Here is a 14320-nt window from a genome sequence, read left to right on the forward strand (position 1 = left end):
ACCGAACCGATTATTCTAATTTGCGACAAGCGTAACCCTAGACATCCAGCTCCTCCACGAACCTCGCATTCTCCTGGATGTACTGGAACCGCAGCTCCGGTTTCTTGCCCATCAGCCGCTCCACCAGGTCGCCCGTCTCGCCCGGCACCTCGTCGTCCACCGATACCCGGATCAGCTTGCGCGAGGCGGGGTCCATCGTGGTTTCCTTCAGGTCCTTGGCGTCCATCTCGCCCAGGCCCTTGAAGCGGGAGACGTCGATCTTGCCCTTGCCGCCGAGGCCCTTCTCCAGCCAGGCGGCGCGTTCGGCCTCGTCCAGGCAGTAGACCCGCTTCGCGCCCTGCGTCAGCCGGAAGAGCGGCGGGCAGGCGAGGTAGAGGTGCCCCTTGTCGATCATCGGCCGCATCTGCGTGAAGAAGAACGTCATCAGGAGCGAGGCGATATGCGCCCCGTCGACATCCGCGTCAGTCATGATGATGACCTTGTCGTAACGCAGGTCGTCGATGTTGAACTTCGTGCCCATCCCGACGCCAAGCGCCTGGCACAGATCGGAAATCTCCGCGTTCTGGCCGAGCTTCGACGACGCGGCCCCCAGCACGTTCAGGATCTTGCCCCGCAGCGGCAGGAGCGCCTGGGTCTTGCGGTCCCGCGCCATCTTGGCCGAGCCGCCCGCGCTGTCGCCCTCGACGATGAAGAGCTCGGTTCCGTCGCGCGCCTGTTGCGAGCAGTCCACCAGCTTGCCGGGCAGGCGCAGCTTCTTGGTGGCGGACTTGCGCGCGGTCTCCTTCTCGGCCCGCCGCCGCAGCCGCTCCTCCGCGCGCAGCACGAGGAAGTCGAGGATCGACCCCGCGGCCTTGGTGTTCGCGGCCATCCAGTTGTCGAAGTGGTCGCGCACGGAGGCCTCGACCATCCTCGCGGCCTCGGTCGTGGCGAGGCGGTCCTTGGTCTGGCCGACGAATTCGGGCTCGGCGATGAAGCACGAGACCAGCGCGCAGCCCCCGCCGGTGAGGTCGTCGCGGGTGATGTTCTGCGCCTTCCGGTTGCCGACGAGCTCGCCATAGGCGCGCACGCCCTTGAGGATCGCGGCCCAGAAGCCCGCCTCGTGCGTGCCGCCCTCGGGCGTCGGCACCGTGTTGCAGTAGGACTGGATGAAGCCGTCCCGCGAGGGCGTCCAGGTGATCGCCCATTCGACGGAGCCGGGGACGTTGAACTTGGGCCCGAACTCCACGCGGCCCGCGAAGGGCGCGTCGGTATAGGTCGCGGCGCCGCCAAGGGTTTCGGACAGGTAGTCCGAGAGGCCGCCGGGGAAGTGGAACACCGCCTCGGCCGGTGTCTCGCCGTCGTCGATCGCGGATTTCCAGCGGATCTCGACGCCCGAGAAGAGGTAGGCCTTCGAACGGACCATCTTCATCAGGCGTGCGGGCCGGAAGCGGTGATGGCCGAAGATCTGCTCGTCCGCGTGGAAGGTGACGCTGGTGCCCCGCCGGTTCGAGACCGCGCCTTCCGCGCGGACCGGACCTTGCGGATGCCCGCGCGAGAACTCCTGCACGAACAGCTCGCGGTTGCGCGCGACCTCGACGCGGAGATGATCCGACAGCGCGTTCACCACCGAGGCGCCGACGCCGTGGAGGCCTCCGCTCGTCTGGTAGGCCTTGCCCGAGAACTTGCCGCCCGCGTGCAGCGTGCAGAGGATCACCTCCAGCGCCGACTTGCCGGGGAACTTCGGGTGCTCGTCCACCGGCATCCCGCGTCCGTTGTCGCGGATGGTGACGGCGTAATCCTCGTGCAGCTCCACCTCGATGCGGTTGGCGTGGCCGGCCACCGCCTCGTCCATCGCGTTGTCGAGGATTTCCGCAACCAGATGGTGCAGCGCCCGCTCGTCGGTGCCGCCGATATACATGCCGGGGCGCTTGCGGACGGGTTCCAGGCCTTCCAGCACCTCGATGGAGGAGGCGTCGTAGCCCCCGGAGCCCGCCGTGCTGTCATGTCCGGACAGAAGATCTCCGCGGTCTGTGGGGGCCATGGCGCTGCTCTATCTTGTGTGGCGTTCGCGGGAATATGGCAGGTTTGGGGGCAGGGGGGAAGGGCGAGGCCCGTGCCCCGCCCACATGCCGTTTCGCGCCGGATTTCCGGGACAAACTGTTTCGAAGCATGATCGTGACAGAATTGGGGCAGGAATATAACGCTGTCGCCACATTTGTCTTTTTTTTGGGAACCCAGTGATATGAAAAGAATTAGGGCCGCCATTTCGGTGGCCGCATTTGTCGGGCTGACATCGGCCGCGTCGGCCACGACGATCTCGCTGCATTCGGCGGGCTCGTACGGGGCGCTGGTCGGGTCCGGCCCTCAGATCGTCGAGGATTTCGAAGGCTTCGGCGCTCTTGGCGAAGGCGAGGTCGGCAGCAATTTCTCGACCGACGTCGGCACGTTCAACACGCTCGGCGGGACGGGATCGGGGGGCACGGTGACGGGCCTGTCGGGCAACACCGGCACCGAGCTCGCGCTGCGGGACGGCAACACCTTCCGCCGCGTGAACACGACGCCGGGCGGCCGGTGGTATCTCGACTCCAACGACACCTGGGGGATGTCGTGGGAGGTCAGCACGGGCTCGATGTTCAGCCGCATCGTCTTCACGCTGGCCGATGGCAGCGACGCGGGCGGCTGGCTGGCGATCATCTCCGAGGGCATCCGCGTCGAACAGCGCACCAACGGCCGTCTTGGCGACGGCAACATCGCCACGGTGGTCGTCGATTTCGGCCGGGCCGTCTCCTCGGCGCTGATCACGATCGGCAACTACAGCGGGTCGGGGTCGCAGGGGTTCGTCCGCAACGACGGCTTCTCGGTCGACGACATCAGCGTGAACATCGCGCCCGTGCCGCTTCCGGCTGGATTGCCGCTCCTGCTGGCGGGGCTCGGAGGTCTCGTGGCACTCGGCCGACGCCGCAAGGCCAACGCCGCCTGAAGGGGGCTTCAGGCGACGGAAACGGGGCCGCGCGTCATGAAACGCGCGGCCCCGTTTTCCTTTGGCATCTTCCCACGGTGGGCCGGACTTTCATGACCGTTTCTTGACATGTCTCAAGGCGGAGGACCCGGCGCCCGTGGTAAAAAACGGCGTTTGAGATGCCAGAGACGGAAAGGGACAGTCGACGTGAAGGATCTTACCGCCGAAACGGAGGCTCTCGCCGTCTCCGAACCCGCCACCTCCGAAGCCCCCGCAACCGCCGCGCCGGGCGCGCCGGCGGCCGGGGCCCCCAAGCCCGCGATGCGCGGACGCCGCCACCCCAGTCCGGCGGAGATCCGGCAGGCCTTCGAGACCGGCGCATACCCCTACAAGACCAAGCTCCGCCGCGAGGCCTACGAGGCGCAGAAGGCGAAACTGCAGGCCGAACTTCTGAAGGTGCAGCGCTGGGTCGGGGAAACCGGGCAGCGGATCGTCATGCTCTTCGAGGGGCGCGACGCCGCCGGCAAGGGCGGCACCATCAAGCGCTTCACCGAGCATCTCAATCCGCGCGAGGCCCGCGTCGTGGCGCTCAACAAGCCCACGGACGTGGAGCGCGGGCAGTGGTACTTCCAGCGCTATATCCAGCATCTGCCCACCGCAGGCGAGATCGTGTTCTACGACAGATCCTGGTACAACCGCGCCGGCGTCGAGCGTGTGATGGGCTTCTGCGAGCCCAACGAGTATCTGGAGTTCATGCGCCAGACCCCGGACATGGAGCGCATGCTCGTCCGCTCGGGCATCCGGCTCTACAAGTACTGGTTTTCGGTGACGCAGGAAGAGCAGAAGCGCCGCTTCGCCAGCCGTGAGACGGATCCGCTCAAGCAGTGGAAGCTGAGCCCGATCGACCGCGCCAGCCTGGACAAGTGGGACGACTACACCGAGGCGAAGGAAGCGATGTTCTTCTACACCGACACCGCCGACGCGCCCTGGACGGTGATCAAGTCCGACGACAAGAAGCGCGCGCGCCTGAACTGCATGCTGCACTTCCTCCACAGTCTCGATTATCCAGACAAGGACCTGCGCCTCGTACACGCGCCCGATCCGCTGATCGTCGGGCAGGCGGGGCAGGTGATCCACCGCTCCGAGCATATTCTCGGGACATCGCTTCACCCCGACAACCGCCGGGTGAAGGGCTGACACAGGCAAAGGCCCGGCTGTCGCAAGGGCAGCCGGGACACCGTCCTGAAGCTGGTGGGTTCAGGTCATCCCGTCGGTGCTGGCGCACCGCCGAATGGTTCACCGCCGCCGAAGCCGAAGTAGTACTCCAGCACGGAATCATCGACGACGTTGCGCTGGTAGATGACCGACGCGACCGCGAAGAGTTCGGTCAGCTCCTGTTCGGTGATCGTGCCTTCCTGGATCTTCGTGATCCCGGCCTGCAACTGGTCGATCAGGTCCTGGTTCATCTGCGCGTTGGCCGCGTTCCAGAGTTCGAGGGCGGCATCTTCCGACAGCATGCTCACGGCGTAGAGCGGCTCGAAATGCGAGCTGTCGAACGCGATGAATGTGTCATTGAGCTGGCGCGCCCGAAGCTCGGCGTCAATCTGCTGGGTGAGATTCTGGATACCACCGGTGATGATCGCCGTAGCGGCGATCGCCATGCCGACGGCAGCAGCGCTCAGTACCGTGTAATCGACTGAAATCGCGCCGTTTTCGTCTCGCAAAAATGAAATAAATGAATGAAACACTCGCACTTCCTCTCGGCGGGCAGCTTGCATGGCCAAGATGGAGCGAGAGTTGGGCGGAAATGTGGCGGACTGCCATCGAATCTCTCAACAATGCCAAGCGGTTTGGTCAACAAAGGCCGAGCCCGTCCACATGACGCGGCGAATGCTCGAGGTCGCCCGTTTTCCGCCGGTCCTGGGCGTGAGGCCGGCGCGGCGCTTGCATGGCCCGGGCTTGTCCTCATATTGCGCTGCATGATCCGAGCGCGCGGCCGATCCGTCCTTTCTCTCGTCCTTCCGCTGGCCGGTGCCGTCACGCTGGCCGCGCCAATGGCCTTGGCGCACCCCCATGTCTTCATCGACGCCGGTGTCACGCTGATCGTCGACGATGCGGGGAAAGTCGAGGCCGTCGAGGTCACCTGGCGGTATGACGAACTCTACACGCTCATTCTTCTCCAGGACTACGGGCTCGATCCCGATTTCGACGAGACGCTGACGGAGGAGGAGGTCGCCGAGACGCTCGGCTTCGATCTCAACTGGAACAGCGGGTTCGACGGCGGTCTCCACCTGTATCGCGGCGCGACGGAACTCGCGCTCGGCCGGCCGGAGGCCGTCTCGCTCGAACTCAGGGCCGACGGTCGGATGGAGACGGTGCATCGCCGGCCCGTGACCGGCGATCCGGGCGGCGAGGACCAGATCGAGGCGCAGGTCTACGACGAGGCCTTCTACGTGGCCTTCGAGGCGACGCTGCCCTCGGGCATTTCGGGCGCGGGCGATTGCGTGCCCGAGTTGGTCCGCGCCGATCTGGATGCCGCCTACGAGCGTCTTCAGGTGGAGCTGGCCGCGATCGGCGGCGCGGTGGCGGCCGAGGACAATTTCCCCCCTGTGGGCGCCTATTTCGCGGATCGGCTGGTGTTTCAGTGCGTGCGCTGATCGTGATCGCCGTGGTCGCGGCCCTGGCGCTCGGCACGCTTTTCTGGGTGTCGGGCGCGGACCGGCTGGTCCTGGCCTGGGCGATGGAGGGGCAGAGGACGGCTCAGACCGGCATGGCGGGCGCGCTCCGGGCCTTGCGCGCAGGCGACCCGGCGGCCGTGATCCCGCTTCTGGCTGTCTGTTTCGCCTATGGGTTCTTCCATGCCGCAGGGCCCGGGCATGGCAAGCTGCTGATCGGCGGCTACGGCGCGGCGCGGACCGTCGGGGCGATGCGGCTGTCGGTTGTGGCCCTCGCCTCGAGCCTCGCGCAGGGCGTGACCGCCATAGCGCTTGTGGCGGCGGGCTTCTGGCTTCTGGGCTGGAGCCGCGAGCGGATGACCGACACCGCCGAGCGTCTCCTGCAGCCCGCCGGTTTCGCGGCCATCGCGCTGATCGGTCTCTGGCTTGTCTGGCGCGGCGCGCGGGCGTTCCTCGCGGAAAGGGCGGCAGCCCGGCATGAGCACGGTCATCACCACCACGACCGTTCCTGTAGCGGATGCGGCCATGCCCATGCCCCGGATCCCGCCGCCGTCGCGGGGGCCGCGGGCTGGCGCGAACTGTCCGCTCTCGTGGCCGCGGTGGCGGTCCGGCCCTGCACCGGCGCGCTGTTCCTGCTGGTCCTCACCGCGCAGATGGGCGTCTTCGTCTGGGGCGTCGCGGGCACGATCGCCATGGCCCTCGGCACCGCCGCCGTGACGATCGCGGTGGCGCTCGCGGCGGTCGGGCTGCGCCGCGGGGTCGTGGCCGGCCTTTCGGACGGCGCCGAACGGATCGCCCGGCTGCAGCCCGCGCTCGAGATCGGGGTGGGCGTCGCCGTGGCGTGGATCGCCGGTGGCCTCGCGCTGGCGACGCTCTGACGCCGCGACGGGACTTGCCGAGAAACCGCCGCCCCAATAGAGCCGATCCATGACGCTCGCCCAGCATCTCCGCGCAACGCTCACGATCGGCGGGCCGCTGATCGGCGGCCAGCTTGCGCAGACGCTCATCACCCTGACCGACACGCTGATGATGGGCTGGTACGGCGCCGAGGAACTGGCCGCCGTTGCGCTCGGCGGATCCTATTTCCACGTGGTTCTCATCCTCGGCATGGGCTTCGGCCTTGCCGTCATGCCCATGGTCGCCGCGGCGGCCAGCAACGAGGACGTGCAGGCCGTGCGGCGTGTGACGCGGATGGGCCTCTGGATCGGCATTCTCTTCAGCCTCGCCATCCTGCCCGCCCTGTGGTTCTCGGGCGCGATCCTTCTCGCGCTGGGCCAGGCGCCGCAGATCGCCTCGGACGCCCAGGACTATCTCCGCATCGCCGGGCTCGCCATCCTGCCGGCGGTTCTGGGCCTCGTGCTCCGCTCGCATCTCTCGGCGCTGGAGCGCCCCCGGATCGTGCTTTGGGCGTGGCTCGGGGGGGCGGCGCTGAACGCGGGGATGAACTGGGTTCTGATCTTCGGAAATCTCGGGGCGCCCGAGCTTGGCATCCAGGGCGCGGCGCTCGCCTCGCTCGGGACGCAGATCCTGATCTTCATCGTGCTCGCGGTCTTCGCGGCGCGGGCGCGGGGGCTTTCGCGCTACACCCTCTTTGCCCGGTTCTGGCGGCCCGATCCCGAGGTCTTCGCCTCCGTCTTCCGCCTTGGCTGGCCGATTTCACTGACGTTGCTGGCCGAGTCCGGGCTTTTCGTGGGCACGATGATCATGATGGGCTGGATCGGCACGGTCGAGATCGCCGCACACGGCATCGCGCTGCAGATCGTGTCGGTCACCTTCATGGTGCATATCGGCCTCAGCTCCGCCGCGACGGTGCGGGCGGGCCATGCCTGGGCGCGGGGCGACGCCGAGGGGCTTCGCCTCGCCGCGATCGCGGCGCTGATGCTGTCTGGGCTGATGGTGGCCGTGACCATCCTGCTGCTCGTCACGGTGCCGGGCCTCCTTGTGGGGCTCTTCGTCGAGCCGGGCGATCCGCTCCGCCCGGAAATCGTGGCGCTCGGCGCGCAGCTTCTGATCGTGGCGGCCTTTTTTCAGCTGGCCGATGCCGCGCAGGTGATGGCCCTTGGACTGCTGCGCGGCGTGCAGGACACGCGCGTGCCGATGATCCACGCGGTGGTGAGCTACTGGCTGGTGGGAATGCCGGCGGCCTACCTTCTCGGCTTCGAGGCGGGCTTCGGCGCGCCGGGCATCTGGTGGGGTCTCGTGGTCGGCCTCGTCCTTGCGGGCGGCCTGATGATGGCGCGCTTCTGGCGCGGCGCGGCGCGGAGGGCGGTGCCAAGGCCACCCTTGGAGATGCCGCCGGCGACGTGACGCCGCGCCTCGCTTGTCCGCGATGCGTCCGCGCGCTACGCCTTTGATCGACACGGAACAGGGAGGGGGGCCATGATCCGAACAAGTCTTCTCGCCGCCTTGGCGCTGGCCGCGCTGACCGGCGCGGCCGCATCCCAGGACCTTCCCACCCTCCGGGAGGCGCGCGGCCTGCTTTTCGCGGAGGATGGCGCGGTGGAGTGGGAGGTGATCGCGGACCCCGCTCTGTCGGCGCAGGACGCGGCCACCCTCGACCAGCTGAACCGCGTTCAACCACAGCCCTATTACGGCGCGCTGGCGATCGCCCCCGATGCCGGGCTCGCCTCGGAACTCACCGCGCTCGCGGCCAATTACCACGACGAGGAGAACGCCCGCGCGGCCGCGCTTGCGGCCTGCGAAGCGAACCGCGAGGGGCGTGGCGCCCCCTGCATCGTGGCGCTCGTCATCCGCCCCGAAGGCTGGGAGCCGGGACGCCCGCTGCAACTGTCCAGCCAGGCGACGTCCGCGCTGAGGAGCGAGTACCGCGCCCTGCCGCGGCGAAGCCGGGTCCTCGCCATATCGCCGGCGACCGGCCGATGGGGCGTGGGCGAGGGGCGGGAGGCGGCGCTTGCCGCCTGCGGCGCCTCCGACTGCGTCGCGGTGGTCGAGGGCTGATCCGCGCCTAACTTGCCCGGAGTGATTGACACAGGTCAAAGTCGTCTTCGCGTCAATTTGTACCTTGGCCTCACCGGACCCCACGGCCTATGTCGGGGAAACCGGGACAATACCGAAACCGGCGCGCCACCTGCGCCAGGGGAAACCGGGCCAAACAAGCCAGCGTCTTGCCTGGCCGTCGGGACGAAGCTCCCGGGCCAGAGGAAGGGAGACAGCCAGTGGATTATGACAGCGCGCTCGGCGCGGCCATCGACCGTTTGCACAAGGAAGGCCGTTACCGGACCTTCATCGACATCGAGCGCCGTCGCGGCCAGTTTCCCCACGCCGTCTGGACCAAGCCGGACGGAACCGAACAGGACATCACCGTCTGGTGCGGCAACGACTATCTCGGCATGGGCCAGCATCCTGTGGTGCTGAATGCGATGCACGAGGCGCTGGACGCCACGGGCGCAGGCTCGGGCGGCACGCGCAACATCTCGGGCACGACGGTCTACCACAAGCGGCTCGAGGCCGAGCTTGCCGACCTGCATGGCAAGGAGGCGGCGCTGGTCTTCACGTCGGCCTACATCGCCAACGACGCGACGCTGTCGACCCTGCCCAAGCTGTTCCCCGGCCTCATCATCTATTCCGACGAGCTGAACCACGCCTCGATGATCGAGGGCATCCGCCGCAACGGCGGGGCGAAGCGCGTCTTCCGCCACAACGATGTTGCGCATCTGCGCGAGCTTCTGGAGGCCGACGATCCGGACGCGCCGAAGCTCATCGCCTTCGAATCGGTCTACTCGATGGACGGCGATTTCGGCCCCATCGCCGAGCTGGTCGAGGTCGCCGAGGAATTCGGCGCGCTCACCTATCTCGATGAGGTGCACGCGGTCGGCATGTACGGCCCGCGCGGCGGCGGTGTCTCGGAACAGCTGGGCATCGCGGACCGGATCGACATCATCAATGGCACGCTCGGCAAGGCCTTCGGCGTGATGGGCGGCTACATCGCGGCCTCGGCCCGGATGTGCGACGCGGTGCGCTCCTACGCGCCGGGCTTCATCTTCACCACCTCTATCCCGCCGGTCGTGGCCGCGGGCGCGGCGGCGAGCGTGCGGCACCTCAAGGGCGACCAGGCGCTGCGCGACCTGCACCAGGAACGCGCGCGGGTGCTGAAGATGCGGCTCAAGGGCCTCGGCCTGCCCATCGTCGACCACGGCAGCCACATCGTGCCCGTGATCGTCGGCGACCCGGTCCACACCAAGATCATCTCGGACATGCTGCTGGCCGATCACGGCATCTACGTGCAGCCGATCAACTACCCGACCGTGCCCCGCGGGACCGAGCGCCTGCGCTTCACGCCCTCGCCGGTGCACGATCCGAAGATGATGGATGGCCTGATCCAGGCCATGGACGCCCTCTGGAGCCATTGTGCGCTGAATCGCGCCGAGCTGGCGGGGTAATGCTTTCTGCGGGTGCAACACGTCTCGTCGCGTGCTAATTCCGGCTAAATCGCGGTCTGGCTTGGGAATCAGCCGCGATCGGGGGTAACATTTCGATGAGGCCGGGCTGCCACCCGCATTTTAATGTGGCACACCGGCGTTGAGACGGGACGTGCCGTATGGGCAAGGGCCATCAGTGGGGCGATGACGCGGAGCGCGACGGCGACGATCCGTCCGAGACCGTGTCCACGTCTCCGGCCTTCGACGGCTACGACATGTTCGACGTCGCGCTCGGCGACCTGATGCGCGGCGAGCGTGCGACGCTGGGCAAATCGCTGCTCGATGTCGAGCGGGAACTGCGGATCCGCGCCACCTACATCGCAGCCATCGAGAACGGCGACATCGGCGCCTTCCAGAGCCCGGGCTTCATCGCAGGCTACGTGCGCTCCTACGCGCGGTATCTCGGCATGGAGCCGGAATGGACCTTCCGTCGCTTCTGCGAGGAGACCGGGTTCCGCGGCGTCCATGGCGGCCCCGCGCTTCAGTCCCGGGCCAATCGCCGCGACCCCGAATCGGTGCCCAAGCGGGTCGATCCGAACGACGTGATGCGCCGCGCCCCGGTGATGCTGGCGCCCGAGCGCGAGCCGTGGTTCTCTCGGATGGAACCCGGCGCCCTGGGGTCGATCGCCGTGCTCCTCGTGATCGCGGTCGGTATCGGCTACGGCGCATGGGCAGTCCTTCAGGACATCCAGAGGCTCTCGATCGCCCCGGTGGACGAGGCCCCGGCGCCGCTGGCGCAGCTCGACCCGCTCACCGGCGCGACCGAGGGTGCCTTCGACGTGGCGCAGGGGTTCGACATCGCGGTGCCCGGCGCGGAGGATGTCGGCCGCCTCTATCGCCCCGAGCCGCTGCAAACCCCGGTTCTAGCCCCGCGTGACGAGGCGCTGGCCACGCTCGACCCCGACGAGGTCGGCACACTCTCGGGCTTGCGGCTGGCGGCAAGCCGTGGCGACGGCGTGGTCGCGACCGCCGAACGCGGCGTGCCACAGCAGCGCCCGACCCGGCAGGTGCAGGTCACCGAGTTCGCGCAGAACGACGAGGTGCTCGTCTTCGCCGTCCGTCCGACCTGGGTCCGCATCACCTCGGCGGGGGGCACGATGCTCTTCGAGGGGACGCTCAACGCCGGCGACAGCTGGGTCCTGCCCGAAACCGAGGCCGCGCCTCTCCTGCGGTCGGGGAATTCCGGCTCGCTCTACTTCGCGGTGAACGGCGTGACGCTGGGGCCCGCGGGTGTCGGCGCCTCGATCGTCCGCGACGTGGAGCTTTCGGCCGACGCGCTGAGCGCGAACTTCGCCATGGCCGACGCGGGGGCAGACCCCGATCTTCCGCAGGTGGCGGAACTCGTCCTCGGCATCGACGCCGAATAGCGGTCCTGCGACACATGCCGTCACGCCGGTTTCCGGGCGTTGTCCACCGCGCCTGACAGGTCTATCTTCGGTCGCAAGACCGGACGCAGCCCGAAAAGGCCCGACATGTCGCACAATCCCATCCGCCCCTGGCGCAACATCGACCGTCGCAAGACCCGGCAGATCCACGTCGGATCCGTTCCCGTGGGCGGCGACGCGCCGATCAGCGTCCAGACCATGACGAACACGCTGACGACCGATGTGAAGGGCACGATCGCGCAGGTCCAGGCCTGCGCCGAGGCCGGTGCGGACATCGTGCGCATCTCGGTCCCCGACGAGCCGAGCGCGCGCGCACTGAAGGAGATCGTCCGCGAAAGCCCCGTGCCCATCGTCGCGGACATCCATTTCCACTACAAGCGCGGCATCGAGGCGGCCGAGGCGGGCGCCGCCTGCCTCCGGATCAACCCCGGCAACATCGGCGACGAGAAGCGGGTGAAGGAGGTGATCCGCGCCGCCCGCGACCACGACTGCGCCATCCGCATCGGGGTGAACGCCGGTTCGCTGGAGAAGCACCTCCTCGACAAGTATGGCGAGCCCTGCCCGGACGCGATGGTGGAATCCGGTCTCGCACATATCAAGATCCTGGAAGACAACGATTTCCTGAACTTCAAGATTTCGATGAAGGCCTCCGACGTGTTCATGACTGTCGCGGCCTACACGATGCTGGCCGAGCAGACGGACGCGCCGTTCCACCTCGGGATCACCGAGGCCGGCGGGTTCGTGGGCGGCACGGTGAAATCCGCGATCGGGCTTGGCAACATGCTCTGGGCCGGGCTTGGCGACACGTTGCGCGTGAGCCTCTCGGCGGACCCCGTGGAGGAGGTGAAGATCGGCTTCGAGATCCTGAAGTCTCTGGGCCTGCGCCACCGGGGCGTGAACATCATCTCGTGCCCCTCCTGCGCGCGGCAGGGTTTCGACGTCATCAAGACGGTCGAGGCGCTGGAAAAGCGGCTGGAGCACATCAAGACGCCGATGAGCCTGTCGATCATCGGCTGCGTGGTGAACGGGCCGGGCGAGGCGCTGATGACGGATGTGGGCTTCACCGGCGGCGGCGCGGGAAGCGGCATGGTCTATCTCGCGGGCAAGCAGAGCCACAAGCTGTCGAACGACCAGATGATCGAGCATATCGTCGAGCAGGTCGAGAAGAAGGCCGCCGAACTGGAAGCCGCGCGCGCCGCCGAGGCGCAGGCCGCCGAATAGGCGGAGCGGCTGCGCCGCGCGGGTCCCGTCTCGACCCGCCCCTCCGGGCGGGTCTCGGGCGCGGGGGGCGCTGCCCCCCGGCCGTTCCGGCCTCCCCCCGGAGTTTTCCGCCAGGCTGAAGAGGCATGGTCGCGGGCTTGAGGCGGACGCGGGCCGCGGCTAGCGTGGCGGCGCATCCGAGGGAGAGAGAACCATGGCCCTGATCGCCGATCTGCCGAGAAACGAGGAGGGGATCGCCACCGCGCTCGACCTCCTGCGCCAGCGGCTCGGGGCCGGCCGGGTCGAGACCGGGCAGGCGCTGCGGGAGCAGCATGGACATACGACGACGTGGATCCGCACCCAGCCCCCCGACGCGGTGATCTTCCCGGCCTCCACCGGGGAGGTTCAGGACATCGTGCGGATCTGCGCCACGCACCGGGTCCCGATCGTGCCCTTCGGCACCGGGACCTCGCTCGAGGGGCATGTGAACGCGCCTGCGGGGGGCATCTCGCTGGACCTCGGCGCGATGAACCGGATCCTCGCCGTCCATCCCGAGGACATGGACGCGGTGATCGAGCCCGGCGTCACGCGCAAGGCGCTGAACACGCATCTGCGGGATACGGGCCTGTTCTTTCCGGTCGATCCCGGGGCGGATGCCTCGCTGGCCGGCATGGCGGCCACGCGGGCCTCCGGGACGAACGCGGTGCGCTACGGGACGATGAAGGACAATGTGCTGTCGCTCAAGGCGGTGCTGCCCTCGGGCGAGGTGGTGACGACGGGTGCGCGGGCGCGCAAGAGCTCGGCCGGCTATGACCTGACGCGGCTGATCGTGGGCTCGGAGGGGACGCTCGGCATCATCACGGAGCTGACGCTGAAGCTGCAGGGCATTCCCGAGGCGGTGTCGGCGGCGACCTGTTCCTTCGCGAGCGTGGCGGCGGCCTGCGACGCGGTGATCGCGACGATCCAGTACGGCGTGCCGGTGGCGCGGATCGAGCTTCTCGATGCGTTGCAGGTGAAGGCGGTGAACGCCTATTCGAAGCTTTCGCTGCCGGAGACGCCGCTTCTCCTGTTGGAGTTCCACGGATCGGAGGCCGGCGTGGCGGAGCAGGCGGAGGCCTTCGGCGGAATCGCGGCGGAATTCGGCGGCACCGGCTTTGCCTTCACCACCCGCGAGGAGGAGCGCAACCGCCTCTGGCAGGCGCGTCACGATGCCTACTGGGCGAGCCTCGCGCTCCGGCCCGGGGCCAAGGGGATTTCCACCGATGTCTGCGTTCCGGTCTCACGGCTGGCCGATTGCGTGACCGCGGCGCAGGAGAAGACGCGCGAGATGGGCTTCGTCGCGCCGGTCGTCGGGCATGTGGGGGACGGGAATTTCCATGTCCTGCTGCTGATCGACATGGAGGACCCCGGCGAGGTGGCGCGGGCCGAGCGCTTCGTCGGCTGGCTGAACGAGCTTGCCATCTCCATGGAGGGGACCTGTACCGGCGAGCACGGGATCGGGCAGGGCAAGGCGCCTTACCTCGAGGCGGAGCTTGGGCCGGCCGCGATGGAGGTCATGGCGGCGATCAAGCGCGGGATCGACCCCCTGAACATCTTCAACCCGGGCAAGCTGAGGCTTCCGGTGTGAGCAGGCGACGCGGACCCGCGGGCGCGGTGCCGGTTCTGGACAACCTGTAGCCGCAC

12 protein-coding genes are annotated in these 14320 nt (G+C 68.1%); 10 read left to right on the forward strand and 2 right to left on the reverse strand.

Annotated elements, in window-relative coordinates; genetic code table 11:
• Nucleotides 1-37: 37 nt before the first annotated feature.
• Nucleotides 38-2020, reverse strand: a complete 1983-nt coding sequence (parE, locus tag N8I71_RS12050; RefSeq protein WP_262878234.1) for a DNA topoisomerase IV subunit B — start codon at nucleotides 2018-2020, stop codon at nucleotides 38-40.
• 228 nt (nucleotides 2021-2248) lie between these two features.
• Between parE and N8I71_RS12055 the strand changes: the two genes are divergently transcribed.
• Complete coding sequence (locus N8I71_RS12055; RefSeq protein WP_262878235.1) at nucleotides 2249-2959, forward strand: VPLPA-CTERM sorting domain-containing protein; 711 nt, start codon at nucleotides 2249-2251, stop codon at nucleotides 2957-2959.
• Between the two features lie 300 nt (nucleotides 2960-3259).
• Entirely contained in the window at nucleotides 3260-4135 is an 876-nt protein-coding gene (gene ppk2 / locus N8I71_RS12060) for a polyphosphate kinase 2 (protein ID WP_262878291.1), read from the forward strand.
• Nucleotides 4136-4200: 65 nt separating this feature from the next.
• Here the strand turns inward: ppk2 and N8I71_RS12065 are convergent, their stop codons facing one another.
• Entirely contained in the window at nucleotides 4201-4686 is a 486-nt protein-coding gene (locus N8I71_RS12065) for a hypothetical protein (protein ID WP_262878236.1), read from the reverse strand.
• Nucleotides 4687-4917: 231 nt separating this feature from the next.
• On the opposite strand from N8I71_RS12065, the gene N8I71_RS12070 reads away from it, so the two are divergent.
• The 8 genes from N8I71_RS12070 (at nucleotide 4918) to N8I71_RS12105 (ending at nucleotide 14264) form a co-directional block, all read left to right on the forward strand.
• Nucleotides 4918-5595: a DUF1007 family protein gene (locus tag N8I71_RS12070; RefSeq protein ID WP_262878237.1), complete on the forward strand. Its 678-nt coding sequence runs from the start codon at nucleotides 4918-4920 to the stop codon at nucleotides 5593-5595.
• A complete protein-coding gene (locus N8I71_RS12075; RefSeq protein ID WP_262878238.1) occupies nucleotides 5583-6491 on the forward strand; it encodes a nickel/cobalt transporter in 909 nt (302 codons plus the stop codon). Before N8I71_RS12070 ends, N8I71_RS12075 begins: the two co-directional genes overlap by 13 nt.
• A 49-nt stretch (nucleotides 6492-6540) precedes the next feature.
• Entirely contained in the window at nucleotides 6541-7920 is a 1380-nt protein-coding gene (locus N8I71_RS12080) for an MATE family efflux transporter (protein ID WP_262878239.1), read from the forward strand.
• Between the two features lie 72 nt (nucleotides 7921-7992).
• Complete coding sequence (locus N8I71_RS12085) at nucleotides 7993-8571, forward strand: 5-aminolevulic acid synthase (protein ID WP_262878240.1); 579 nt, start codon at nucleotides 7993-7995, stop codon at nucleotides 8569-8571.
• Nucleotides 8572-8789: 218 nt separating this feature from the next.
• Nucleotides 8790-10013 carry a 5-aminolevulinate synthase gene (gene hemA / locus N8I71_RS12090; RefSeq protein ID WP_262878241.1) on the forward strand — a complete coding sequence of 408 codons (1224 nt, stop codon included), beginning with the start codon at nucleotides 8790-8792 and terminating at the stop codon, nucleotides 10011-10013.
• Nucleotides 10014-10171: 158 nt separating this feature from the next.
• The gene (locus N8I71_RS12095) at nucleotides 10172-11419 is read left to right on the forward strand and encodes a helix-turn-helix domain-containing protein (RefSeq protein ID WP_262878242.1); all 1248 of its coding nucleotides are present in this window, start codon (nucleotides 10172-10174) and stop codon (nucleotides 11417-11419) included.
• A gap of 105 nt (nucleotides 11420-11524) precedes the next feature.
• The gene (ispG, locus tag N8I71_RS12100) at nucleotides 11525-12658 is read left to right on the forward strand and encodes a flavodoxin-dependent (E)-4-hydroxy-3-methylbut-2-enyl-diphosphate synthase (protein ID WP_262878243.1); all 1134 of its coding nucleotides are present in this window, start codon (nucleotides 11525-11527) and stop codon (nucleotides 12656-12658) included.
• A gap of 193 nt (nucleotides 12659-12851) precedes the next feature.
• Nucleotides 12852-14264 (forward strand): FAD-binding oxidoreductase, encoded by a 1413-nt coding sequence (locus N8I71_RS12105; protein ID WP_262878244.1) that lies wholly within the window; start codon nucleotides 12852-12854, stop codon nucleotides 14262-14264.
• Nucleotides 14265-14320 lie beyond the last annotated feature (56 nt).

The sequence above is a fragment of the Roseicyclus sediminis genome, from assembly GCF_025515305.1.
Classification (GTDB): Bacteria; Pseudomonadota; Alphaproteobacteria; order Rhodobacterales; family Rhodobacteraceae; genus Roseibacterium; species Roseibacterium sediminis.

What these genes read in the sequence shown, in the direction of transcription:
- N8I71_RS12085 (WP_262878240.1), top strand. Translation starts at nt 7,993, where the DNA reads ATGATCCGAACAAGTCTTCTCGCCGCCTTGGCGCTGGCCGCGCTGACC.
- N8I71_RS12080 (WP_262878239.1), top strand. Translation starts at nt 6,541, where the DNA reads ATGACGCTCGCCCAGCATCTCCGCGCAACGCTCACGATCGGCGGGCCG.
- N8I71_RS12105 (WP_262878244.1), top strand. Translation starts at nt 12,852, where the DNA reads ATGGCCCTGATCGCCGATCTGCCGAGAAACGAGGAGGGGATCGCCACC.
- N8I71_RS12070 (WP_262878237.1), top strand. Translation starts at nt 4,918, where the DNA reads ATGATCCGAGCGCGCGGCCGATCCGTCCTTTCTCTCGTCCTTCCGCTG.
- ispG (WP_262878243.1), top strand. Translation starts at nt 11,525, where the DNA reads ATGTCGCACAATCCCATCCGCCCCTGGCGCAACATCGACCGTCGCAAG.
- N8I71_RS12095 (WP_262878242.1), top strand. Translation starts at nt 10,172, where the DNA reads ATGGGCAAGGGCCATCAGTGGGGCGATGACGCGGAGCGCGACGGCGAC.
- parE (WP_262878234.1), bottom strand. Translation starts at nt 2,020, where the DNA reads ATGGCCCCCACAGACCGCGGAGATCTTCTGTCCGGACATGACAGCACG.
- ppk2 (WP_262878291.1), top strand. Translation starts at nt 3,260, where the DNA reads ATGCGCGGACGCCGCCACCCCAGTCCGGCGGAGATCCGGCAGGCCTTC.